General features: G+C 47.4%; 22 protein-coding genes and 2 pseudogenes. 9 read left to right on the top strand and 15 right to left on the bottom strand.

Annotated elements, in window-relative coordinates; translation table 11 throughout:
- Positions 1-2: 2 nt before the first annotated feature.
- The 3 genes from EZMO1_RS24485 to EZMO1_RS24495 are packed head-to-tail and all read right to left on the bottom strand — an operon-like array spanning position 3 to position 2,652.
- Positions 3-1,205 carry a KpsE/RkpR family capsule polysaccharide export protein gene (locus tag EZMO1_RS24485; protein ID WP_034877704.1) on the bottom strand — a complete coding sequence of 401 codons (1,203 nt, stop codon included), beginning with the start codon at positions 1,203-1,205 and terminating at the stop codon, positions 3-5.
- Between the two features lie 17 nt (positions 1,206-1,222).
- Positions 1,223-1,876, bottom strand: a complete 654-nt coding sequence (locus EZMO1_RS24490; RefSeq protein WP_034877703.1) for an ABC transporter ATP-binding protein — start codon at positions 1,874-1,876, stop codon at positions 1,223-1,225.
- Entirely contained in the window at positions 1,873-2,652 is a 780-nt protein-coding gene (locus tag EZMO1_RS24495) for an ABC transporter permease (protein ID WP_034877702.1), read from the bottom strand. Before EZMO1_RS24495 ends, EZMO1_RS24490 begins: the two co-directional genes overlap by 4 nt.
- 600 nt (positions 2,653-3,252) lie before the next feature.
- Between EZMO1_RS24495 and EZMO1_RS24505 the strand changes: the two are divergent.
- The 4 genes and pseudogenes from EZMO1_RS24505 (at position 3,253) to EZMO1_RS24525 (ending at position 10,058) form a co-directional block, all read left to right on the top strand.
- Positions 3,253-4,675: pseudogene (locus tag EZMO1_RS24505) on the top strand (ISNCY family transposase).
- A gap of 971 nt (positions 4,676-5,646) precedes the next feature.
- Entirely contained in the window at positions 5,647-6,753 is a 1,107-nt protein-coding gene (locus EZMO1_RS24510) for a M20/M25/M40 family metallo-hydrolase (RefSeq protein WP_034877699.1), read from the top strand.
- Positions 6,754-7,108: 355 nt separating this feature from the next.
- Positions 7,109-8,665, top strand: a pseudogene (locus EZMO1_RS24520) (DUF1302 domain-containing protein).
- A gap of 22 nt (positions 8,666-8,687) precedes the next feature.
- The gene (locus tag EZMO1_RS24525; RefSeq protein WP_034877698.1) at positions 8,688-10,058 is read left to right on the top strand and encodes a DUF1329 domain-containing protein; all 1,371 of its coding nucleotides are present in this window, start codon (positions 8,688-8,690) and stop codon (positions 10,056-10,058) included.
- 72 nt (positions 10,059-10,130) lie between these two features.
- Here the strand turns inward: EZMO1_RS24525 and EZMO1_RS24530 are convergent, their stop codons facing one another.
- The 3 genes from EZMO1_RS24530 to EZMO1_RS24540 all read right to left on the bottom strand — a co-directional run bounded on the left by EZMO1_RS24530 (position 10,131) and on the right by EZMO1_RS24540 (position 12,063).
- Positions 10,131-10,577 carry a hypothetical protein gene (locus EZMO1_RS24530; protein WP_034877697.1) on the bottom strand — a complete coding sequence of 149 codons (447 nt, stop codon included), beginning with the start codon at positions 10,575-10,577 and terminating at the stop codon, positions 10,131-10,133.
- 66 nt (positions 10,578-10,643) lie between these two features.
- Entirely contained in the window at positions 10,644-11,228 is a 585-nt protein-coding gene (locus tag EZMO1_RS24535; RefSeq protein WP_222842166.1) for a lysoplasmalogenase, read from the bottom strand.
- A gap of 145 nt (positions 11,229-11,373) precedes the next feature.
- A complete protein-coding gene (locus tag EZMO1_RS24540; protein WP_034877696.1) occupies positions 11,374-12,063 on the bottom strand; it encodes a YoaK family protein in 690 nt (229 codons plus the stop codon).
- Positions 12,064-12,380: 317 nt separating this feature from the next.
- On the opposite strand from EZMO1_RS24540, the gene EZMO1_RS28395 reads away from it, so the two are divergent.
- A protein-coding gene (locus EZMO1_RS28395) for an IS1 family transposase (protein ID WP_420809906.1) occupies positions 12,381-13,138 on the top strand; the annotation gives its coding sequence in 2 pieces (ribosomal slippage) (positions 12,381-12,648 and positions 12,648-13,138; 759 coding nt in all).
- Here the strand turns inward: EZMO1_RS28395 and EZMO1_RS24555 are convergent.
- Positions 13,126-13,524 carry a 2-thiouracil desulfurase family protein gene (locus EZMO1_RS24555; RefSeq protein ID WP_051790231.1) on the bottom strand — a complete coding sequence of 133 codons (399 nt, stop codon included), beginning with the start codon at positions 13,522-13,524 and terminating at the stop codon, positions 13,126-13,128. The two genes, EZMO1_RS28395 and EZMO1_RS24555, sit on opposite strands and share 13 nt — an antisense overlap.
- Before the next feature lie 80 nt (positions 13,525-13,604).
- Here EZMO1_RS24555 and EZMO1_RS24560 point away from each other — a divergent pair, with 80 nt between their 5' ends.
- Positions 13,605-13,997: a NirD/YgiW/YdeI family stress tolerance protein gene (locus EZMO1_RS24560; protein ID WP_034877694.1), complete on the top strand. Its 393-nt coding sequence runs from the start codon at positions 13,605-13,607 to the stop codon at positions 13,995-13,997.
- A 40-nt stretch (positions 13,998-14,037) separates the two neighbouring features.
- Here the strand turns inward: EZMO1_RS24560 and cysQ are convergent, their stop codons facing one another.
- Together cysQ and nudE are read right to left on the bottom strand one after the other, a co-directional pair.
- The gene (gene cysQ, locus EZMO1_RS24565) at positions 14,038-14,880 is read right to left on the bottom strand and encodes a 3'(2'),5'-bisphosphate nucleotidase CysQ (RefSeq protein WP_034877693.1); all 843 of its coding nucleotides are present in this window, start codon (positions 14,878-14,880) and stop codon (positions 14,038-14,040) included.
- 27 nt (positions 14,881-14,907) lie between these two features.
- Positions 14,908-15,489, bottom strand: a complete 582-nt coding sequence (gene nudE, locus EZMO1_RS24570; protein WP_051790229.1) for an ADP compounds hydrolase NudE — start codon at positions 15,487-15,489, stop codon at positions 14,908-14,910.
- 111 nt (positions 15,490-15,600) lie between these two features.
- On the opposite strand from nudE, the gene yrfG reads away from it, so the two are divergent.
- Positions 15,601-16,281 carry a GMP/IMP nucleotidase gene (gene yrfG / locus EZMO1_RS24575; RefSeq protein ID WP_034877692.1) on the top strand — a complete coding sequence of 227 codons (681 nt, stop codon included), beginning with the start codon at positions 15,601-15,603 and terminating at the stop codon, positions 16,279-16,281.
- Positions 16,278-16,706: an RNA-binding S4 domain-containing protein gene (locus tag EZMO1_RS24580; protein ID WP_034877691.1), complete on the top strand. Its 429-nt coding sequence runs from the start codon at positions 16,278-16,280 to the stop codon at positions 16,704-16,706. Before yrfG ends, EZMO1_RS24580 begins: the two co-directional genes overlap by 4 nt.
- Positions 16,707-16,737: 31 nt before the next feature.
- On the opposite strand, the gene EZMO1_RS24585 is transcribed toward EZMO1_RS24580, so the two are convergent.
- The 6 genes from EZMO1_RS24585 to trpR form a co-directional block, all read right to left on the bottom strand.
- Positions 16,738-17,052 carry a Rieske (2Fe-2S) protein gene (locus EZMO1_RS24585; protein ID WP_034877690.1) on the bottom strand — a complete coding sequence of 105 codons (315 nt, stop codon included), beginning with the start codon at positions 17,050-17,052 and terminating at the stop codon, positions 16,738-16,740.
- A gap of 81 nt (positions 17,053-17,133) precedes the next feature.
- The gene (locus tag EZMO1_RS24590) at positions 17,134-20,133 is read right to left on the bottom strand and encodes an autotransporter family protein (RefSeq protein WP_034877689.1); all 3,000 of its coding nucleotides are present in this window, start codon (positions 20,131-20,133) and stop codon (positions 17,134-17,136) included.
- Positions 20,134-20,250: 117 nt separating this feature from the next.
- On the bottom strand, positions 20,251-21,174 hold the full coding sequence (locus tag EZMO1_RS24595; RefSeq protein WP_034877688.1) for a proline iminopeptidase-family hydrolase: 924 nt from the start codon (positions 21,172-21,174) through the stop codon (positions 20,251-20,253).
- A 195-nt stretch (positions 21,175-21,369) separates the two neighbouring features.
- Positions 21,370-21,561 (bottom strand): type II toxin-antitoxin system RelB/DinJ family antitoxin, encoded by a 192-nt coding sequence (locus tag EZMO1_RS24600; RefSeq protein ID WP_034877687.1) that lies wholly within the window; start codon positions 21,559-21,561, stop codon positions 21,370-21,372.
- Positions 21,562-21,672: 111 nt separating this feature from the next.
- Entirely contained in the window at positions 21,673-22,932 is a 1,260-nt protein-coding gene (locus EZMO1_RS24605) for an aromatic amino acid transport family protein (protein ID WP_034877686.1), read from the bottom strand.
- Positions 22,929-23,216: a trp operon repressor gene (gene trpR, locus EZMO1_RS24610; protein ID WP_051790226.1), complete on the bottom strand. Its 288-nt coding sequence runs from the start codon at positions 23,214-23,216 to the stop codon at positions 22,929-22,931. Before trpR ends, EZMO1_RS24605 begins: the two co-directional genes overlap by 4 nt.
- 209 nt (positions 23,217-23,425) lie before the next feature.
- Between trpR and ispG the strand changes: the two genes are divergently transcribed.
- A complete protein-coding gene (ispG, locus tag EZMO1_RS24615) occupies positions 23,426-24,661 on the top strand; it encodes a flavodoxin-dependent (E)-4-hydroxy-3-methylbut-2-enyl-diphosphate synthase (protein ID WP_034877684.1) in 1,236 nt (411 codons plus the stop codon).
- The last annotated feature ends 76 nt before the right edge of the window (positions 24,662-24,737 follow it).

Consider the following 24,737-nt stretch of genomic DNA (forward strand, 5'->3'; position numbering starts at 1 on the left):
TGTTAGTCTCTATGCTCTCGAATTGTTGCGCGTATCATACGAACCAGGGCGTATATTGCCAAAAGGATCAACAGGATATTAATCAGGATATAGGCAACCCGTGGGTATTTGGCCTCTTCAGACAGGTGCGGGCTACTGACTACAACCAGTTGCTTTAATTTACGGCTGGCCTCAGTACGCGCACTTTCCAGTGCAACCAGTGCCGATGAATAAGCCTTGGTTGCGAGATCAAGATCAAGCTGAAGTTCCTGCTGCTGTGCAGCCAGATCGTTCAACGTCGTAGTCTCACTATCGGTCAACCTTATTTTTTCAGCACTCAGTTGCTTCTGTAAGGCGGCAATTCGTTGCTTCAATGCCACAACTTGGGAAGAATTTTCGTTCAGGTATGAAGTCAGTGTTTGTAGTTCGGTCTTACTACGAATAAGTTCAGCCTGTAACTCATTCATAATACTGTTTAAGGCAGCTCCCTGTTCTGTCGCACTTAACAACCCAGTCTCATTTTGAAAGGCAACCAGATTGGCTGTCATCTCTTTCAGCCGTTGTTCCGTTAACCCAACTTCCTGCTGTACAAACTTCAGTTGTTCAGCTGCAAGGCTATGGCTGATCTCGTTCACAAAAGCTTCACTACGCTCCAGTATTAACCGGGCAAGATTTTGTGCAAACTCAGGTGTAAAGCCCTGTGTTTCAAGATCCAGCATCCCATTGCTATCATTAAAGCGAATGCGTATATGATCACGATAAAATTGCAAGAAACGTTCATGGCTGGCATCTAGAGAAAGCCTGGACAGAGGATCGGCCTTATCAGTGTAATGCCTGCGCAAATCTGCCTGTTCATCCAGAAAGTACATCATGTCTGGTGATTTGATAAACGCCTCAAGAATTCTCTGGTCATTACCAGCCTGGGGGGTCACACCAAACAGACTCAACCCCTCAACGCTGCCAGCTCCACTGTCGCTTTTCTCAATCATAAAGCTGGCTTCAGACACATATCGTTCAGAAGCAATGCCAGTGTAGTAGGCAGCAGACAATGTCCACGGTATAACGACAAACCCAAGAAACCATCGGCCTGCCTGACGATAAAAAAGATGGCGTCTGGCGAGTTTGTACCACTTGTTGTTTTTCAGACCTGCCTTTTTCGACTTGGTTTTTTCTTTTCTTATAGTGAGTCGATTAGGAATAGGTGTCGCTTCTTTCGCTTTAGTCATTATCGATTCATTCTACATTAAACAGCATTGTAGGCTTTGATTGCATCGTCGATACTTTCATAAACATGAATCTTGCCACCCTTTATGAAAATACCAATATCACACTGACGCTTAAGCTCGTTCAGGTTATGAGAAACAAAGAGAAAATTTGCTCTCCCTTTTTTTTCTTCAAAAACATCATGACATTTTTGTCTGAAACGTTTGTCGCCTACTGCTGTTAATTCATCTATCAGGTAATAATCAAAATCAAATGCCATACTGACAGCAAATGAAAACTTTGACTTCATACCTGACGAATAGGTTTTCAGTGGCATTTCAAAAAACTTACCAATCTCTGAAAACTCTTTAATAAAATCCAAACGCTCTTTAAACTGTGCTTTACTTTTACCATAAACACGACAGATAAATTCTGCATTTTCACGACCTGTCATGCTGCCCTGATAACCAGCTAACCCCAAAGGCCAGGAAACATCTCCATCAACCTTAATTTTTCCCCTGTTAGGAAAATCAACACCTGCTAACAGATTCATCAGGGTACTTTTGCCACTACCATTAGCACCAAACACCCCAATATTTTTATCGCCAGGTAAAGTGAGCGTCACATCTTTAAGAATATAATGACGCCCACTCTTTGTAGGGAAATACTTTGTGACGTTGTCAAACGTAATCATACAGTCAGCATTTTTCGCCAGTTTGCCCTATACATCAACATGCCAAGTGTCAAAGCAAACAAAGTAAACAGTCGTAGATAATTCAAGCTCACCAATGATGAGTCATAGCCTACTGATAGGGTAGATCGAAAAAGTTCGAATGCATGGAGTAAAGGATTCCACAGTAAGAAATCATGAGTGACTGCGGGCATTTCATTGATTGAGAAAAAAGTACCTGAAATAAAAAATAATGGCCTTAACAAAAAAGGTACAAACTTAGCTGGTTCAGGGTAAAGTGTTGTAATCACACCAACAATCAGACTAATACCAAATGAGAGAAAACTTAGAAGTAAGTAAACCTGTAAAAACAGTATCGAGTCATACACAGCAACATCATAGCCAGCCCACCATGTACCAGCTATTAATGTGATAAGTACGACAAATGAAATGATCGCTTCCAGTAAAAAACGAACTAAAAATGCATCAAAAACTCTAACTTGTCGATATATGAACAAATTTCTGTTTGCAGAAACTGCACCAGATGCCTGATTGACAACCCTATTAAAATACTGAAAAGGAGCTAAGCCCGTTGCTAAAAATATAGGAAGAGCAAGACCACCAACTCCACTCATTCCTCTGAAATGAAACATCACCATAAAAAACAGCATTTGCATTAAAGGCTCTAGCAATGCCCATACAATACCTAAACGATACTGACCAAACCGAGTTTTCAATTCGCGCCTTGCCAAAGCATTAATAACAGCCAATTGAATTTGAAATGAAGAACGTTTTTCCATTAAAAATCTTATTTGAATTGAACTTAACCATCTGATGGCAGTATTGCACTATTACGACGCGAGCTAAAAACGAAATTATTTATAACCACCATTAGGTAGTAAAGCTCTGCTTATTCGTGAACCAAAAACCCGATTATTAATAACCACCACTTGATGGAGCAGCTTTTGCAGTTCGAGAGCTTAAAACCAGATTTTCAATAGCCCACGAGTGATATGAATATCACATAATATGAGAGAAAAAAGCCAACGCCTGTAGTATACTTCCTATTCTATAGGATCTTATATTATTCTTTTTATTTTTCTTGATTTTATATTCTTGTTTAGAGAAAAGGAACTTCAGGCCTTGAAGCTATTAGCCTGTACCTAAATCGCTCTTTATACAGAATGACTACCCTTGGATTGACACATTGCACGTCAATAGACGTTCAATATTCTAAATCTAAACACTTGCCTGATATTGTCTGCACGCTATGTTAGCCAAGGCTTTTGTTAGTTCGGATAATTTAGTGCCTGTCCGAAAACCCACAAACACTTGAAAACAGCAGCCTGTAGCCCCATATAGTACTCGAAGATTTTCCAAAACAAGCTGTTTTCACATTTATGCGCCAAACCATCAACCCACAAATGCAGTTGGGCGAAGTTGATATCTCTGCCATCACGTTTAATCCCAAGTCCAGAGACGACATTCCCCGTCTGCTTCGGGGCTGCAACATATCTGGATAACACCTGATCTGCGACACAGGGTTTTTCAGGTGCTTGAGAACATGATTCCTGCCAGTCGGCACAACGGTCGTCCCGGTATGGACCTCTGGAACATTCTGGTTTTCGGCACTCTGCGCCTTGTCACTAATTGTGACTATGACCGCTTGCAAGAGTTGGCTAATGAACATGGGACATTACGGAAAATGCTCGGTCACGGCCCATATTGTACCCATTCCTACCACATACAAACATTGCAGGATAACATCAGCCTCTTCACACCGGAGATACTGGATCAGATTAACCAGGTCACGGTGGATGCAGGTCACCAGCTGGTTAAAAAAAAGATGAGCCGCTACATGGCCGTGCCGATTCCTTCGTAGTCAAAACCGATGTCCATTTCCCCACGGATATCAGCCTTCTGAGCGACGCTTGCCGTAAAAGCATTGAGTTTGCATCCGCTCTCTCCAATCAGTACCAGCTTCCGGGCTGGCGTCAGAGCAAATATCTTAAAGACCAGCATCGCAAACGCTACAACAAGGCTCGAAACCTGAAGCATTCCAGCGCAACCTGTGAACTGAAACAACAGCAGCGGCAGCACGACATTGAAATGGCTCACCTTGAGTACATAAAGTACAGCCTTTCAATTGTCCGCAAAGCTGAAACGACCTTGTCCTTGCTGTTGAAAAAACAACCGGATGAGCCAAGGCTGGAAAACCTCAAATACCACATAGCCCACAGCCGTCACCAGATAAACCTGATTTACCGACGGGTGATAGAACATGAGCAGATTCCCCATAATGAGAAGGTGTTCTCAATCTTTGAGCCTCATACAGAATGGATCAGCAAAGGCAAAGCCGGAACTCCGGTTGAACTGGGGTTACGGGTCTGCGTGTTGCAGGATCAGTTCGGTTTTACTTTGCATCATCAGGTCATGCAAAAACAAACAGACGACCAGGTTACAGTACCTATGGCCGAGGCTGCCAAAAAGCGGTTCCCGACATTAAGCCAGGTGAGCTACGACAAAGGCTTCTGGAGTCCGGGCAATCTTGAAAAGTTGGAAGTTCTTCTGGAACGCCCGGTTCTCCCCAAGAAAGGCAGGCTGTCAGCCAATGACAAAAAACGGGAATGCCACCCGGAATTTATCCGGGCAAGAAGGAAGCACTCAGCCGTTGAATCCGATATCAACGCACTGGAAGCGAATGGTCTCGACAAATGCCCGGATAAAGGGATAGAAGGCTTTGAGCGGTATGTCGCACTGGCTGTTGTCGCCAGCAACCTGAAGCGGTTGGGTAAAATTCTGCTGACCAGAGATCGTCAGTAGCCTTTCAGTCAGGCTCCCGTCAGTTTACTTTTGATCATGCCAAGCATGAGAGATTACTGTGCTCGTAGATAGTCGAATCAGGTTGTATTTTGAGCAGCGCAGTACAAAAAACATCCTTTGTTCGTCTGGTAACTGAAATCCAGCCGTTATCAACTTCTGTCGGCCAGGAACGACTGCCATTTTTCAGAGGTTTTCTGACAGGCACAATTTAGGTACTGCTTTTTTGACCGTTTGTGTAGTTTTTTAAAATCAGTTCGGGTTATTCGATAACCTGACTGAATGACCGAAACCAGTTTTCGGGTTTATCTGAGTGTATATAGTTCGGGTAAATTTAGGGACAATACACGTTTTTCCATTGAAAATCTTATTTGAATTCAAAAACATACAGACAACAAACCCAACCAACTTATACCAAGTTCTTAAGTTTATAGACAATAGAAACATTTCTCTTGAATTTCTGAAACATTACTTAAGATATTTTTATTTTATGAAAAGCTTTTTATATTGACTAGCCAGTCAATCAATTTGAATTAACGCTTCACAAAAAAGCACACTACCGTCCATCAACTTATCACTGACTGGTTGAATAATATTCAATAAAATAAAGAGCATAGAAATGCCCTTCAACCAATACAGCATGTATATGTTGAAACAACAGGGAAAACGACTTATATCCCCGTAATTGTAAAAAAAATAAGGCAGCACGGTAACTGCGCAAACTCGCATCGAAATAGGGATAAACGCCTACAAATGATTTTTTAGTTAAAAAACATCAATAATTATGATCATATTACTGTTCAACAACCTGTTATTAGCCGATGGTTATCTTTGTTACAAATTCTAATCACTACTCTAAAAAAGCCATAGCGTAAGTATTTCACCATATGACCACAGGTATTAAAATCAATTATCGTTGAACGTCATTTATTAAGCGGGTTGTCTCGGGCTGAAAGGCCTGAAGAAAGTGAACTATGTCCAAGATCAATCAAGACAGACTTGTCCAACACTTCATTGACCTGGTGAAGATCAACAGCGAATCCCGTAACGAGAAAGCCATCTCGGAAGCTCTGGCTGAGCAGCTGGCTGACATGGGTTTTCGCGTTGAAAAGCTGCCGGTGCCAGCGGACATCTCCAATGGTTTCAATATTTACGCGAACCTGCCGGGCGATCTGGAAGGCAGCATTCTGCTCAGCTGCCACATGGATACCGTGACTCCGGGTAACGATATCGAACCTGTAATAGAGAACGGCATTATCCGCTCTGCAGGCAACACCATTCTGGGTGGTGACGACAAGTCAGGCATTGCCGCCATTATGGAAGCGGTGCGCTCTATCAAAGAGCAGGGTTTGAAGCACAAAACCATCGAGCTGGCCTTTACCGTTCATGAAGAAGGTGGCCTGCATGGTTCCAAGCACTTTGATATGTCTCATGTAGAATCCAAAAACGGTATCGTTCTCGATTCCGGAGGTCCGATTGGCACTATTATCACCGTTGCACCTGGCCAGCAGAACATCAAAGTAAACATCACTGGTCGTCCAGCGCATGCTGGTCTGGCTCCGGAAGAAGGCATAAACGCCCTGACGGTTGCTGCTGATGCCATCACCCGGATGAACCTGTCCCGCATTGATGAAGAAACCACAGCTAACATTGGTGTGGTAAAAGGTGGTCAGGCGACCAATATTGTAATGCCTGAGCTATTCATCGAAGCAGAAGCCCGTTCGACTAACGACGACAAGCTGGCTGCCCAGGTGGAACACATGATTACCACCTTTGAAGCCGCTGCCACAAAGCATGGCGCAGAGATCGACATTGTTTCTACCCGTGCTTATAACGCGTTTAAAATAGCCGATGATGACGAATTGGTTGAAGATGTAAAAGCCGCGTTCGCAGAAGCAGGTTTTGAGGCCAGAACCATGCCAACCGGTGGTGGTAGCGATGCCAATATTTTCAGCGAAAAAGGCATCAAAACGGTTAACCTGTCTACCGGCATGGCTAAAGTGCATACCACTGAAGAGTACATTGCCATTGAAGACATGGCAGGCATTACGGCCTTCATGCACACTTACCTGACTCGTTAACAGTGTTTGCTAACCCCTAAATGAGTCTGTTCATGCTGTGCTCAATGTCCGAGCATTGATAGCACAGCATGAGCCTTGAAAGTCGGATAAGACGTTTGGAAATGAAGCACGAACAGCTGTAGCTTCTGATACGTCTAACACACTCTAACCATTAATTTTTCCAACTAGTCCTTTTTAAGTATGTTGCGCCATAAGGAATCGTTATAGCCTGACACCACCGTGATCGACGATCATGCCCACAAACTGATGCAGTAAAGTAAGGTTCGGTGCATGGGAAGCACCAGCAGGCAGTAAACCTTTAGTTCCTGTGGCAAGTTGTCTGATAAAACAATAATAAAGACGAATAAATCAAACAATGCGACACACACACTCCTCCGGAAAAACGCTGCTGGCGATTGCTATTGCAGGCGTTTTTGCCGCCCAAAATGCTCAGGCTTTATCCTTTCAACCTTCAGACAACGTCTCTATCGACTGGGATACCACCCTGTCCTATGGCGCGGCCTGGCGGATGCAAAAGCCGGATGATGACCTGTTAGCCGATATTAATGGTGATGATGGTAACCGCAATTTCAAGAAAGGTTCCATGATCAATAATCGTTTCTCCATTATCTCTGAAGTCGATACCCGTTATAAAAACCTGGGACTGTTTTTGTGAGGCAGTGCGTTCTACGACGAAGCTTACTATGGCAAAAACGACAATGATTCCGCTGGCACCTATAACGGTTATGGTCAGCACAACCGTTTTTCCGACCAGCTGAAAGACTCCAACGGCAGCAAAGCTCGTATGCTGGATGCCTTTGCTTACGGCACCTTTGATATTGGCGAGCGCAGTCTGAGTTTGCGGGTAGGTCAACAGGTGGTTAGTTGGGGTACCAGCCTTTACATTCCGGGCATGAGTACAGCACAAAGTCCGGCCGATGCATCGAAAAGTGTTATTCCCGGTGTTGAAGTAAAAGACATTTATCTTCCAGTGGGTCAGGTTCTGGCGCAGTTTGATATGACTGATAACCTGAGCGTCTCCGCTTACTCCCAATGGGAGTGGAAAAAGACTGAAGTGAATGAGTCTGGTAGTTATTTCAGTTATACAGACATGCTGGATGAAGCAGGTAAATCAATTCTGATTGAAGGCCAGCCAGTTTCTTTTAGCAGAGGAACTGACATAGATGCGAAAGACACTGGTCAGTGGGGTGTAGCTTTTGAGTATTACGCTGAAAATCTGGGTTACGGCACAGATTTCGGTCTTTATTACATGAATTATCATGACAAAAACCCATCAGTTATTCGATCCTTTGGGCCTCATCCACAAGCTCCAAATGTGATCATTCCAACAACATACCATCTGGAATACGCTGAGGATATTAAATTAACAGGTGCCAGTTTTAGTACTGTGATTGGTAACACAAACATAGGCGGTGAAATTGCTCACAGAAAAGACGCTGTAGCCCTTGTGGATAGCCAAGCAGGCCCCGTTCCAAAAAGAGGCTCTACAGCTCAAGTCCAACTCAGTGCGATCCACTCTTTTGGTCAAACATCCTTTGCTGATGAAGTTCTGTTCACTGGAGAAATCGGTTACAACAGAGTTCTGGATGTTAAAGATGGTTCTGTATCGGATCTGACTGACGATCGCTCAGGTTCAGGCATGGGTGGCATGATCACTCTGAAGTACAACAACGTAGCACCAGCCACTAACCTGGAAGTCCCTGTCAGCTTCAGTAAAAACTTCAACGGACACTCTGCCGCCGGCACCTTCACCAACGGCCAGAACACTGACCGGATGAGTATTGCTGCCAAAGTCTTTTACAAAGACAACATTGAAGCCAGTGTTGCTTACACAGCTTACTTCGGCGATGCCAAGGATAATAAGTACACAGACCGCGACTTCGCATCCATCAACCTGAAGTATTCCTTCTAAGCAGCGCCACGGAGAGATAATAATGAAAATAAGAAAATCTTTGCTGGCAGTCACTATAACGAGTCTGTCACTTTTCGCTGGCAGCGTTTCTGCCGCGGTTTCGGAAGAAGAAGCGAAACAGCTGGGTACCACTCTGACCCCCATGGGTGCAGAAATGGCAGGTAATGCCGAAGGCACCATTCCTGCCTGGAACCCGAACTTCAAGACACCTGCCAGCTATAAAAAAGGCGACCGTTACGTTGACCCTTATGCTGACGAAAAGCCGCTGTTCACCATTACTGCTGAAAATATGGAGCAGTACAAGGACAAGCTGACGCCGGGCATGCAGGCCATGTTCAAGAACTATCCGGATACCTCCAAGATGCCGGTTTATCCGTCTCATCGTGATGCCCGTTATTCGGATTACAACATTGAGCAGACCCGCAAAAACGCAACCCGCACCACCTTGTCTGAAGACCAGAACTCGGTGGTTAATGCTGTAGGCGGCGCGCCGTTCCCTATTCCCCAAAGCGGTGCTGAAGTCGTATGGAACATAGGTCTTGCCAAGTCAGCCTACTCAACCTACAAGCAGGTTCAACAGGTCGTCACCTATCGTAATGGTTCCCAGCTGGTTGGCGGGCAAAACCGATACGATTATTACGCTTATCACGATCCTGACAGTGAAGTGGGTCAGTTTGATTCCAGCAAGAACCCGATTCTCTATACGCTGATTGAATCAACAGCACCTACCCGTGATAAGGGTAAGAGCTATCTGGTTCATGAGTTTATGGATCGCTCAACCAAAGCCCGTGCTGCATGGTCATACACACCTGGCGTACGTCGTGTACGTCGTGCACCGACCATTTCATTCGACACTCCACAGGGTCTCGCTAACTGGCGTACCACCGACGAGTCATTCGGATTCAACGGTTCACTGGAGAAGTACAACTGGACACTGGTTGGCAAGCAGGAAATGTACATCCCGTACAACAACAATAAGTTTGAAAACGCCGATGTTGAAATGTCTGAGCTGCTGACGCCCGGACATGCCAACCCTGAATTTATGCGTTATGAATTGCACCGGGTATGGGTTGTTAAAGCAAAGCTTAAGGAAGGTGAGCGGAATATATTCAAGACTCGTGTCTTGTATATTGATGAAGACACCTGGATCGCTGCCGCCGTTGACCAGTTTGACAACCGTGACAACCTCTGGCGCACGTCCATGGGTCTGAGCGCCAATCTGTACGATGTACAGGGTGTATTCCCAAGAACGTTCTTCTATCACGATCTGGTGTCTCGTGAATACTTTGCCGATGAATTGTACAACTACACGAAGCCTGCCCTTTATAACGAACAGCCCAAGGCGATCTCTTACTTCTCGCCTGGCACCCTGCGCAAGCTGGGCGTTCGCTAAGCGTTAAACCATTGCTGTGTAAAGCCGGGGCAGATTCGTCTGCTCCGGCTTTTTTGGTTTTCATACGTAGAGTCAGTTGCAAGGCAATGACTGGCGAATAAGAAGCTCCAGCTGGTCGAATCGAGTTTCAAGTTGGTCGAAGCGGGTTTCAAACTGGTCGAAGCGGGTTTCAAACTGGTCGAAGCGGGTTTCAAACTGGTCGAAACGACTCTCAAAGTTATCAAACCGCTCTCGATTCTCTTTTTGATTTTCCCTGACTTCCTTTACAAGCTCATTGTGTTGTTCATCGGCCCGCTTGAAGCCTGCATGGGTCGCTTGTGTTAATGCAACCAAGTCCGATTTAACACCCGAAGCATCAGACTTGATACCAGCAACATCTGTCTTTAAACCAGCGATGTCATGCTGGTTCGTCAGAGCGATATTTTTTATCTCTGCACAAACTCTCGCCAGTCCGTGCACTTCGGAATCAAGGTTGCGATGCTGTGCTTCCAGTTTATCCAGCCTTGCTTCTATCGACATGCCTACTACTCATTGTTATTGATTGAGCCACAAGCTTAGCAGCAAATAAACGATATGACGGGACGTTCAACCATTGTCGTCAGCCCCTGTTAGTACCCCCATCACAATAAAATATTGCGCCATGTAATAGGTCACCATAATCACAACACCTGCCCAGGCAAAAGGCATAATAAACTTGTTCACTGCAATCACCAGATCAGACACCGCAAACAATAGCGCTCCCAGAAACAACCGGTTCACAGGCCGGTCACACAACGCTGCGCCCATCAGCATGGCACCAATAGCCAGAATATAAGCCATCACTGGCGCCTGCATATCACCGGTGTAAGGCACTACAACCATACCTGCCACCGATATAAACACGAAAGCAAAAATAGCCAACCCGATTCGTCGTGTACCCGACACACGATGAGTCCAGAACAGTCCGGCATAGGTTAACTGCGCAATCAAAAAACTGCCCAGACCGGCAATAAACAAATCGCCACTGCCGCCATCCAGTGCCAGTAACACATCTCCCCCTGCAGAAAACAGCAGAGCAGCCAACATAGCGTTTCGCCAGACTCCGGTTAACTGTCTGAATGCCAGTAAAATCAACAGAACAATAGGAAGAGCCTTTATGCCTGCACCTGCATAGCCCGAAAGCTGATCCATAAAAGCGTGATTCATAAAAGCCTGATTCATAAAAGCCATGTAGAAGGCGCAAGACAGCAAATAAACGACAGTAAATGTTTTTTCATAGCCGGATAACTCATTTATAGTTTTATGTGGAGAGTTAACCGGTACTGTACCATCGACATCAACCTGCGATATAGAGACTCTTTTGCTGTCTGCGAAGTCTCACCACATGAACCATATAGGCGATACCGGCAGAGGCAGTGATCAGGACTGGAATCATCAGGCTACTGTAACGCAGAGACATAAACAGAAAAGCGCCAAGAGCACCGCCTGTCGTAAAACCTGTCAGTAACAGGCAATAAAGTAGCAATCGTCGTTTATCCATAGGGGCTCCCCTCAGCCATCGACCAAGCTTGGCACCAATATCCGTCAGAATGCCGGTCATATGGGTGGTTCGCAACACGGCGCCACTAAAGGTACTGACCATTGCATTTTGTAAACCACAGGCCAGCGATGCCACCAGCTGTCCACTGAATGAGCTGTGATGGTAAAGCCAGAGCGATATTAGTAACAGGCAGGATTCCAGAAGCAGGATAAAGCCATAACCTCGCCCCAGTCTTAACGTTTCCCCTTTAATGATCAGCCCACTCAGAAATGCGCCTACAAAAAAAGCCAGCACCACCGCCAGTAAATGTACTGTGCTCTGCCAGCTTCCCCTAGCGGCTTCAACAGAGGCAAGAGTGATAGAGCCGGTCACATGCGTTACCGCCTGACCGGTGAAGCTGAGATAAGCAATGGCGTTGACCATTCCTGCCGAGAAAGTCAGCAAAACGCCCCCGAACCATACCCAGGCAGGTAGTCGGTTAATCATTTCATTTATTCCGGAAAAATTGCAGGTAGAAAGGCTAACACAGCGACTTTCAGGGTCTATCGGCGATAGTCCTCATTCGGGTGCGAACTTTGGCAGGCCGTTAATCACTGGCTTCAATGCGATTGAGATAATGACTGGCACTGGTAAGCTGAAACTGACTGAAAACCTGAACACCATGTCTTTCCAGCAAAGCAGAAGTGACACCCATTCCGGCAATCCTGCGCCCCGAAAACGAGCCGGTAGTGGCACAGTTCTGTGATTCTAGCCCTGTCTGCTAAAATACGACATTCGGCAACTTTGAAAAATGCGGTTTAAAAATGTGCCTTACGCAAGTCCTCTGTACAACATGTGGCAGTAACCAAGTTCGGCCTTTCGGATACAGCACTCATGATGTTCCACGATACTATTGCTGTAATGACAAATGTGAAATCAAAACCTTCATGCTTGAATATCGCTACAAGGCCTGTGAGCCTGGCGTTAAAGAAAAAATCATCGATATGGCAATAAATGGCAGCGGAATCAGGGATACAAGTAAAGTACTCGGAATAAGCAAGACAACAGTAATAAAGACTCTAAAAAAAAAGAAAGCGGTCTGGTAAAGGTCAACCCAAATATTCAAACTATTGATCTCAAGTCAGATGCAATTATTCATGTAGGGCTTGTCTGCCAAGAGGCTGAGCTAGATGAGCAGTGGTCGTATGTTCATGATAAATCGAACCAACGCTGGCTTTGGTATGCTGTTGATCACGCTACAAATACCGTGCTTGCTTATGTTTTCGGAAAACGGAAAGATGAAGTTTTTAAAGAACTCAAAACACTTCTGAAGCCATTTGGTATTAATAAATTTTACACCGATGATTGGGGAGCCTATGAGCGACACCTTGATGAAAACATGCATATTATTGGTAAAGCAAACACTCAGAAGATAGAGCGTAAAAACCTTAATTTTCGGACTTGGATTAAACGGTTGGCCAGAAAGACAATTTGTTTTTCAAAGCTCGAAAAGATGCACGATATTGTTATTGGATTATTGATTAATAAAGTTGAGTTTGGGGTCAATATTCACGCGATATAACAGTTCTGGCCCACTACCAACGAGCCATCATACACTTCCGATGAGCCACAGGAAGGGCTGCCTTCCGCCAGAACAGCCATTTTAATGTGGTGCTGCCGACACAGGGACAACACCTTTTCTGCACCACTCATAAATGGAGCCGTGACATTTTCTCCTGCAATAGTGATCACTTCAGCGGTACCATCGACCACATCGCCTGCCTGACCGTCAACAATTTCAGCTGCCGCTCTGGGCACCGGTAGCCCTCCCTCCATTTCGGGGCAGATAGCCACCAGCCGACCCTGCCGTTGCCATTTATCCAGATACTGACTGTCAACGGTCAGAGACTTTCCGTTATATCGTACAGGTCTGCCCAACAAACAGGCACTGACCAACACTTTTTCCACGTTGTTAACCTCAATTCAGCAAACGCATGTTTTTGGTAAGAAGCTATTCTCAGGGTAGGCGCTTTCAAGGATGATTATGAATGAAAACACTATTTTTCGGTTCTGTCGGGCTGGCCTTTCTAACAGGGTTAACCACTGGAATACTGTCAGCAGAACCTGCTGAGCCAATAAAGACAACACTATCCAACGCTTTACCCCTTTCAGATTATGAACACCACTCCATTGAACAGGTGCTTACCAACCCTACCCATGAGAAGCCAGTTAAAATTACCGGCGAAATCATCCGGAAAATTGAGTGTGGTACCTACCTGTTTCGTGGTGAGGATGGTGATATCCATATCAAAATTGATACCCATGCCATTCCCGAACAGGGGCTTCCTTTTCGGGAGGCGACCGTCATCAAAGGCACAGTAAACCATAGGGAAGACCAGCTTCCGGTCATTGAAGCTGATCAGGTCCACTACATTTTCTAGGAATCGCAAAGTAAGGCGATGACACAATAGCGTCAGAAAATCATCCCAGCGCGTTTAAGGCATCCGGATTCCAGAAGGATGCCCAGTCTATTGACACATCACCCAACACCAGAAAATCCGAGTTTAATAAATGGTTCTTGAAGTTGTAGGCAAACCGTTCGCCTTCAGGATTCAACAACTGTCCACCAGCGCCTTCAACCACTCCCTGAACGGCAGCCGTATCCCATTCCGACGTTGGCCCGATACGCGGATACAGGTCAGCGGTTCCTTCTGCGACCAGACAGCTCTTCAATGCACTGCCCACTTTTTGCAGGGTAAGGTCTGGATAAGTTTCCCGGAGTCGTTCAATAAACTGTGCAGCTCCTGCCGTACCATAAGTACGACTGCCCAGAACAATAACATCATCGAGATTCAGAGCACGCGGCTGAATAGGCTCTACCGGTTCACTGCCGACCTGCTTAAAAGCACCGGACTGCTTGCCGCCCCAGTAGGTTGTATTGGTCACGGGCACATGCACGACACCAAACAATGGGTAACTGAAGCCATTGGGCGCTTTCTCCATCAGGGCAATATTCACCGTGAACTGCCCGTTACCATTAATAAATTCCTGTGTACCGTCCAAAGGGTCCACCAGCCAGTAACGAGACCAGGTTTGACGAACCGATAAATCAGCATGGGTCGATTCTTCTGAAAGAATCGGGTAAGCCACATCCAGACGCAGCAGGTTTTTCTCAATCACTTCATTTGCGCGAAAGTCCGCCATCGTCACAGGCGTAGCGTCTGCTTTTGTCTGAATGCCCAGTTCCTGTTGCTCATAAACATCAAGAATGGTGTCTCCCGCTTTACGGGCAATCTCTCTTACCGCTTTAATCAGTTCGTTCATTATCGCTCCTGAATGCGAGAACAGTTTTCAGAGGCCGTTTTGCAGTTTATCCCGAACCAGATACAGCGCTGCCAGTGTACGGGCTTCTGAAAAGTCCGGCCGGTCATTCAATGTTTGTAAATCATCCAGAGACCATTCAACCACTTCCATGATTTCCGGTTCATCACCTTCCAGTCTTTCCGGATAAAGGTCACGTGCCAGCACCACATGAATATGGTTTTTCATGTAATTAGGCGACACGGTAAATTCGGTAATGTAATCCCACTGTCTTGCACCAAAACCCGCTTCCTCTTTTAACTCGCGGTCGGCACCTTCAAACAACGTTTCATCCAGCTCCACCAGCCCTTTTGGCAAACTGAGCTGATAATCCTCAGTACCCGCAGCAAACTCTTTCACCAACAGAAAGCGATGGTCATCCAGCATAGGCACCACCATTACGGCTTTGCGGCCACTGCCGGAACCGGCCAGACGTTCATAGGTTCGCTGCTCACCGTTAGAAAACTCCAGTTCCAGAGCTTCAACACGAAACAGGCGGGTTTTGGCAATTTCAATACAGGACTTAATCCTGGGTCTGTCATTCACGACAGGCTTGTCATTATTTATGGGCATTTGTTGTCATCGTTCCCAGTCTCAAACTGAGGCGTTATTATAAGACAATGATCGTTCGTCCTCTCTATCGCTCTCGCTTTAAAACGACCTTTAACCCAAGAGTATTTCCAAATGATGAACTGGAATACCATCAATACCGTTCTGCTGGATATGGACGGTACCCTGCTGGATCTGCATTTCGACAACTATTTCTGGCAGGAATACGTCCCGCAAAAATACGCAGAGAAGCACAGCATCACCATAAAGCAGTCTAAAGACGAACTGGAACCCCGCTTTTCACAACAGGAAGGCCGGTTACAGTGGTACTGTCTGGACTTCTGGCAAAAAGAACTGGATCTGGACATCGTAGCCTTGAAAAACGAAGTCAACCACCTAATATCTTTCCGACCACACGCCCGGGAATTTCTCCACAGCCTGAAAGAGCGCGGCAAACAAGTCGTTATGATCACCAATGCACACCCTGACAGCCTGTCTCTGAAACTTGAAAGACTGTCGATGGCGCACTATTTTGATCGTTTAATCAGCTCTCACGACTATGGCTACCCGAAAGAATCCCAGGCGTTCTGGCAAAATCTGGAAGTCGATATCAGCCTTGATAAAGAAAGGGCTCTGTTTATCGACGACAGTGTACGAATCCTGAATTCCGCCAGAACCTATGGCATTCGTCATCTGCTGGCCGTCCGTTATCCCGATAGCAAGAAAGGGGCATGGGATACACAGGGTTATGAGGCCGTCGAAGACTTCAGAGAGTTAATAGCCCCCGAAAAAGTAGCGATTGAAAAAACGGTATGAGTCAATCCAGAAACAAAAGTGATCATCAGTCCGACAGTAAAATTCGTCTGGACAAGTGGCTGTGGGCAGCACGCTTCTACAAGACCCGCAATATTGCCAAAGAAGCCATCGACGGTGGCAAGGTTCACCTGAACGGCAGTCGCTGTAAGCCGGGCAAAGAACCCAAAGTCGGTGATGAGCTTCGCCTGCGAGTAGGCTGGGACGAAAAAACCGTGATTGTTCGTGCCCTGAGTGATAAGCGCCAGAAAGCCGAAGTCGCTCAACAGCTGTACGAAGAAACCAGCAACAGCATAGCCCGGCGTGAAGCCAGTGCCGAACAACGCAAGGCACTGCGTGGAGCAACACCAAGGCCAGAACGTCGTCCGGATAAAAAGCAGCGTCGCGATATTATGAAACAGAAAGCCGATTTTGGCTTTGACGACTGACTACCTGCTGCATCAATACTGACTGTCCGGGCTACGGGAGATAAATCACTCCCTCCCGGATTTCGTGCGGAATCGGGTTAAGCTTCTCTCCGGGGCAAGGCCCGGCAATGCATTCGCCATTGTGAATCAGAAACAGGGCACCATGGTTCGAGCATTGAATTAACCGCTGCTCGGAATCCAGAAACTGTTCTTCGTGCCATTCCAGGTTAATACCAAGGTGTGGGCAGCTGTTTTCGTAGACATAAACGTTATCGTCCTGACGTACTACAAACAGATGCCCTTTTTCGTTGTGAAAGCCTTTGCTGCCCGGATTGGTCAGCTCATCGACAGCACACAGTTTAATCATGCTCGGCCCGTCCGGTTTTTATTAAGTTAACTTAGGTTAGGTCAGAACCAGTGTATGCTGCTATAAAAAAAAGAGAAAGGATCAGAACTCATAACGTGCTTTGGCCGTAAAGCTGTGAGAATGGAAATTCTTTTTCCAGTTGTAGTTGTAACCGGTCTGGAATGTCCAGCTATTGTTCAGCTGTAGACCCAGTCCCAGCCCCATATGCAGCCTTATTTTATCCCGGTCAGGCCCGGTGACAATGAACGAATTTCCTCCGGCAAGATAGGTGGACTTAACAGTCACCCCGTCGGTGCCAAAATCGTAATAACCCATAAAGGTCAACTCGGGCTTTATCACGCCCCTGCGGAACCAGTACTCACCATTGAACTTCATGCCACCACCCAGCTCCCAGGTATTGTAGTCTTTACTCTGGATTTTCTGCTCAAAACCACTGTCGCCTTTTTCATCGTAGTCCTGAACTCTTATCAAGCCATAGTTAAACTCTGTCTGCGGAGAAATGGTCCAGTTACCTATGCGCCAGTTGTTACCACCAATAACTCTTACACCCCACTGATCTACCTCGAAGTCAGCTTTAATGCGATAACCGTCCACGGTTTTGGTCATATCATTCAGCGTATTACCCATGGACAGCATGGTATCAACAAAATAACCACGGGCATTCCAGCTGTTGTACCAGGTTCCCAGATAACCATAGTTCTTATTGGTGCTTCCATCTTTGCCATCCACCGTGCTGCGTACCAGTGAAACGGCGAGTCCCATTCGGACAGCAGGGTCGATCTCGGCATCAGCCCCCAGGGTGATACCCCAGGTCTGGCTGTCAAAACCATGTTCGTTATCAACCTTGCTCTGCTTACCGCTGTTATACAACATCTGTCCCCAGACTGAACCGTCCACAAACTGGTCACCGTAACTGATACCACGTCGCAAGCCGTGTATCCGGTTAAACACAATGTTATGGGCCGTATTGGCAACCCCCTGGGCTGACTTCTGCACTTCACCGGCTACACGTGGCTGAACCTGTTCAGACAGTTTTTTAACGTCGTAGTTGGTTGAATTCAGCTTGGCAAACAGCTTGTTCCCCTTGGTGGCATCTGCATAGCTTGCGGCATTGATAACATCCACTGCATTACCGAGGACTTCAGAAGCCCGGGAACCGGCTCCGGACTTCATTACGGATTGCTTGACGCTTGCTGCATCCCTTGATTTAATCTGCACCTGCAGTGTCCCCGCACTAGACACTACTTCTGTAGCCTCAATCAGAAAACTGCCTGAATCGACCGTCACCCGTCCGGCTAATCCCCCGTCAATACTGCCCGGGTCAACCAGAGTCAATAATGCACCACTTTTCATCAGCTTGTATTCGGTAGCCGAGGCTGGCTTGAACTGAATATTGCTGCCTGCTTCCATGGCATTCAAACGACCTGACACAGTCATCAGCGCATTGCTGTTCAGTTCATACACCGGATTATTATTGTTGTCCGTCACTCCCTGACCCTGGTCGTCCAGCTGCTGCTGTTTTACCAGTTCAATCGTTGTCTGGGCAGGCAGGGTAAAATTGCCCGACATGGTAATGCCTTTGGTGATGGTACTGACAACCAGATGATCAACATTCTGAATGGTTTCACCTTCGTAGCTACCGCCACGAAACGCTGCCCAGTCGTTCAGATGCTGGGCACTGGCAGAAATAATACCAGTGGTTTTGGCGTTATCCCCAATCTGCTCAAACATCATTGGTTTGTTTGAGGTGGTAAAATCCAGTGCAACATCCGTGGCACTGGCTGCGGTGATAAAACCGTTATCGACATGAATCTTACCAGTCAGGTCACCGCGAACGGTAATTGCACTACTGTCAGCCCCCGTCGCTTTTATCGTGCCACCGTCTTTGACGATAATGGCTGCGTCACTGTCAGTACGACCGGCAAAGCCACCCAACTGGGCACCATTTTCCACATACACTGCACTTTTATCGCTTGCAGTCGCTTCTATGGTGCTGAGTTCAGTGACTGATTTTTGCCCCATTACAACCACAAAGTCCGTGATCGAATTGTCATCCAGATAAATCGTGTGATCATTGGTAGACCGGGAAACACCACCATCAACCGTGGTATAGCCGCCAGACAGTGTAGCCGGATCATTCAGCGAACCCTGAGCATGATAAGCCGCACCCTGGGTAGCCTCATGAGTGCCACTGATGAAAATGCCTCCCTTAATATCGCCGTCATTATCAAAGGTGCCAGTGTAAGAACCGCTGATAAAAATGCCACCCTCAATATCACCGTCATTATCCAAGAGGCCGGTGTAAGAACCGCTCACCAGCAATGCTGCACCAGCAGACATTCCCCCCCCGGCTCCGGAAAGAACACCACTTGAAGAAATACCCAGATCACCGTTTGCCGTTCCGGCAATATCAATGCCCCGCCCCTGAGGCGCACTCAGGGTTCCATTAATAACAAAGCCATCACTGATTTGGGCATTTTCTGTCACGTGAACCGCTGCACTGCCATTTCCTAATGACATTAATGCACCATTGGCAACAACAAAATCTATGCTGGAGTGATCATCAATCAGTACCGCATGGTCGTTCATCACCTCGGTGACACCACCCTCAAGCACGACATAGCCACCCTGCAAATCCGCCTGATTGCCAGCATCCTGTCCAAGGCTCCAATAGGCCGTACCCGACTGGTGTATTGATTTACCCGAGATAAAAACACCGTCCAGAATCTCGCCTTCATTCTTCAGTGTTCCTGTCAGGGTGCCGCTTTCATCGATGAAAACAGTAGCTGAAGAAGGATTGAGAGATGAACCAAAAGGACCAGGGTTTGCATCAATCGTATTGCCCTGCTGAATGTGAATCCCACCAGACATGGCGTTAAGGGTAATCACTGCATCACCACCTGTTGCCGTCAGGTCTTCACTGACAATAATGACACTGGAATCGTTAACTGCCAGTTTATAGGGGACACTTCCCTGACTGAGATTGGTTGCATTGACTGGTGAAGTGACAGCTAAAAAAGCAGCTGTGCTTAACGCTGTGCGAACAAGGCATTTTGTTCGCAGACTGGTTCCCGAAAACATTCGCACGTCCCTGTGCCCCTTGTGTGATCGGTGGGAGATAAAGGTGGAATGGATGAAACCTTTATCCGGTATCTGCCTGTTTAATCGGTCTGCACGACAGAAACCTTAGAGGCCAGCCTATAAACGCCCGGATTCCACATCCTCGAAAAAACTCAGTAATGCCCGACGATAATTCTCCGGGTCATCCCACATACAACAGTGACTGCCGTTATCGCAGATCACGACCCTGCTGTGAGGAATGATGGAAGCCATCTGTTTCTGGTCGTCCGGTGACATGGTGTCGTAACGTCCCGCTATCACCAGCGTTGCGGTTCTTATTTCAGCCAGCTCATTCCAGCGATTCCAGCCCAGCAGATTACCCGTTGGAATGAACTCGTTTTTACCCAGCATTGCGTTGCAGACTCTATGATTCGTATGTTCAGATGCCCGGTTCAGGGCATCCGGCCATTCTGGCAATCGGCAGGTGTATTGCCGGTGGATATAATCGTCAAGCAGTCCCTGATATTTTTCATTATCAAGATCATCTTTGTCTTCAAACCACTTAATCTGCTCAAGGACGGCTTCGGGTAACTGTTCCCTTATATGGTTGATATGGGTGGTATAGGACTGAAGACTGCCGGTAATGCTGTTCAACACCAGTCCTTTCAGGTGGGCCTGGTGTTTCAGGGCGTATTCAATGGCAAACAGCCCTCCACAGGAGTGACCAAACAGGTAAAAGCCGTCCAGGTTCAGTGCCTTGCGAACCTGCTCGATTTCATCCACAAAACGATCCAGCTGCCAGAGCGAATCGTCATCGGGCTGGTCAGAACACCACGACCCCAGCTGGTCATAAAAAATAACTTCAATGCCCGCAGGCACCAGATACTCTTCCAAACACTCAAGATACTCATGGGAGCATCCGGGGCCACCATGTAACGTCAATACTTTTACGGCACCACAGCCAACCCTGAGCGTCCACACCCTGTAACCATTGTCCAGTTCAATCCATTGCACGCCAGACGCGCTGTGTTTGTTTTGTCTGGTTTTGAAAAGAGCGGTCATGGCAAAGGCTCACTGTCTATGAATGAAAATGTGTTTTGGCTCATGGTTATAGACCATCAGCAACATTGTTCATCACCATGCAGCAGGGAACGGCTGCCCCATGGATGGTTTTCTGTACGGCTTCAGTTTAGGTGTTTTTGTCGGTTGTGAAGAAACACAGAAAAGAGTGAGTCTCTGTCATGCATAAAAAGAGAGTCAGGATGACTTCCCTGCTTTTTTTCTGTCAGGAAGGGTCACATCGAATGGCAGCCCCTGCCGAAGGACTATCTGGCTAAAGTAAATGTTAATGGCTTGAGACGTGCTAATGCCCAGTTCCTTAAGCACTGCCTCGGCGTCTTCTTTCAAGGTTTCATCGATACGGGCACGAACGGTCGTTTCTTTAGCCATCAAATGACCCCCGGTTTCATGGTTTGACGAACTTCCATGAAAGCACAAAAAAGCCTGATACACCTTGCGCCATATCAGGCTTGGAGAATAGTTCACAGAGAAGGCTGTGAATCAGCCAAAGGTTGGCAACATTCCCATCAGGTTCACCACTTCCAGTACCAGCACGGTCAGACCAAAGCCGAACACCAGAGCGACTCTTGGCTTGCCGCCGGACACCTGAAACTCATCACGTTCGGAGCGACCTTTCAAAGCCATCAACACAGGCGACAACACACTAAACGTCACCGCACCAATACCTGCAAAACCGATCGCTGCAATAAAACCGTTTGGCAGCATGACACCCAGAACGGTTGGAGGAACGAAAGTCACTGCAGCCGTTTTCAGTCGTCCCTGTAAATCGTTGCTGAAGCCAAAGAAGTCGGCGATGTAATCAAACAAACCCATGGACACGCCCAGGAAAGAAGTCGCCACAGCCAGATGCGAGAACAGCTGTAACATCTTGGAAGTGCTCATGTTCAGACCGGTTTGCTCCAGCGCAAGAACCAGATCACCAATATTGCCACCGTCTGCGATGATAGCAGGGAACTGATCACGGGACAGATTGCCCAGTATCACCAGCTGCCATACCAGATAAAAAGCCAGCGTCAGTACTGAACCGATCAGAATGGCTGATTTCAGACTGCCACTGTCGCGCTTCATGTAACCGGTCAGGCTAGGCACACAGGTTTGAAAGCCAAAGCTGACCGCAATAAAGGAGATCATGCTCAGGGCAAACGGGCTGCTTTCAGACAATGGCAAACCGTTAAACAGGTTCTCTGTGCTAACACTGCCCATCAGTCCACCGCTGAACCACAGAAAAGCAATCACCATGGCACCCAGCATAACCGTGGTGGCCTTATCCACAGCCATCGGGCCAAATACCACAATAGAGCCCAGTACCAGTGCAAACAGAGTACCGGCCACCTCGGAATCCACATTGAGACCCGCGACCGACTGCAAAGTGTGGGCAATAATGGAGCTACCACCGGAAATGTAGGCATAAGTCAGGATATAGCAGACAAAACCAACGGCCAGACCGTTCACAAGGCGTCCGGTGTTGCCCAATGTTGCCTGTGCCATGGTGTCAAAACTGGCACCTTCCCGGTGACGAAGGTTGGCTTCCAGCAAATACAGTCCGGCGCTATACATGCAATACCAGCCGATCAGAAGCATAACCAGAGACCAGCCAAACCAGGCACCGCTGGTAATAACCGGCAGGGAGAACATTCCTGCACCAATGCTGGTTCCGGCAACAATCAATGCGCCTCCGAGCACCGATGCACCACGCTTCTGACCACGGGCTTCCGCGCCCGTCAGTATTGCTTCACTCATTTGCTCATTCCAAACTGCTTTATAAGGAATTCTTTATCCGCTGCATCCAGCGACTTGAGGTTGTTCGATCCTCGGGTGATTGTGGCAATGCTCACACCCAACTCAGCAGCAAGCTGTCGCTGGGACTGCTGACCGGCTAACAGCGCTTTCAGAACAGACAGGCGGGAAGCCACAGAGTCCCGTTCTTCAGGTGCCAGCAAGATCATTAACAGCTTTTCCAGGTCCCCGGCATTACTTTGTTTATGCAACAGTTCTGTAAGCTGATTCCACTGGGTGTCAGGCATGACTTCAATCCAAAAAAACCGTACTGGCGTAACAGTACACCAGTACGGTTTTTATTCTGATCGTGTTTTGTACCTAAACCGTACAAAACCGAAGGGCTTCAGCCAATTTGGACAGGTTTTATAACAATCCATACGCTTTGGCGGATTAGTGATAAACTTGGTGAAATTAACGACTCTCTAAAACTTGTACCCTAGGAGGATTCAGCTAAATGGGCCCACGCCATCAAACCCATTCAGTTAAGGTTGGACACATCACCATGGGAGGTGATGCCCCAGTGGTCGTTCAGTCCATGACCGATACGGACACCGCAGATGTCGAAAAGACCGTGGCCCAGATCAAACTGCTGGCCGACGCCGGCTCGGAAATTGTTCGGGTAACGGTTAACACAGAAGAAGCCGCCGCGGCAGTGCCCGAAATTTACCGTCAGTTGCGCGCCGATGGTTATCAGGTTCCTATCGTTGGAGACTTCCACTACAACGGCCATCTGTTGCTGACCAAATACGACGAAACCGCCCGGTTGCTGGACAAATATCGCATTAATCCGGGTAATGTTGGCTTTGGCAATAAGAAAGACGATCGTTTCAACGCCATGATCGACGTTGCCATCAAATACGACAAACCAGTGCGTATAGGCGTGAACTGGGGCAGTCTGGATAAAGAACTGTCTACCCGCCTGATGGATGAAAACGCCAAATCCGATAACCCGAAGCCTTCTCAGGAAATCCTGCACGAAGCACTGGTGCTGTCAGCTCTCACCAGTGCTGATGCAGCGGTTGAACGCGGTCTGGGAGCCAACAAGATTGTGATCTCCTGCAAGGTGTCCCGTGTGCAGGATTTGATCAGCGTTTATCAGATGTTGGCAAACCGCTGTCAGTACGCCCTGCATCTGGGGCTGACCGAAGCCGGCATGGGCAGCAAAGGGATTGTCGCATCCAGTATCGCCATGGGTATTTTGCTGCAGCAGGGTATTGGCAATACGATTCGCACTTCTCTGACGCCGGAACCCAATGGCAGTCGAGACCGCGAAGTCATTGTTTCTCAACAGATTCTTCAGGCACTGGAAGTCCGCAGCTTTGCACCGGAAGTGACCGCCTGCCCCGGCTGTGGCCGTACAACCAGCACGTTCTTCCGGGTTCTGACTGACGAAGTGGATGTCTTCCTGCGTACCAAAATGGTCACATGGCGACATGAACGGGTCGGTGTTGAGGACATGAAAGTCGCGGTAATGGGGTGTGTTGTAAACGGCCCGGGCGAAAGCAAACATGCCAATATTGGTATCAGCCTGCCCGGCACCGGAGAGGCTCCGTCAGCACCGGTGTTTGTCGATGGTGAAAAGGTCAAAACGCTCAAGGGCGAGAACATCGCAGAAGAGTACAAGCAGATGATCGAAGATTATGTGCATAAGACGTATCCGCCGCGCAGCGAACTGATTGCATCCAAATGAACTACCCCGGAGCAAGCTCCGGGGTATCAAGTTAGCTCTTGAGTAGTTCGCAGCAAGCTGCGGGGAATTAGACCCA

Source organism: Endozoicomonas montiporae CL-33 (assembly GCF_001583435.1).
GTDB lineage: Bacteria > Pseudomonadota > Gammaproteobacteria > Pseudomonadales > Endozoicomonadaceae > Endozoicomonas_A > Endozoicomonas_A montiporae.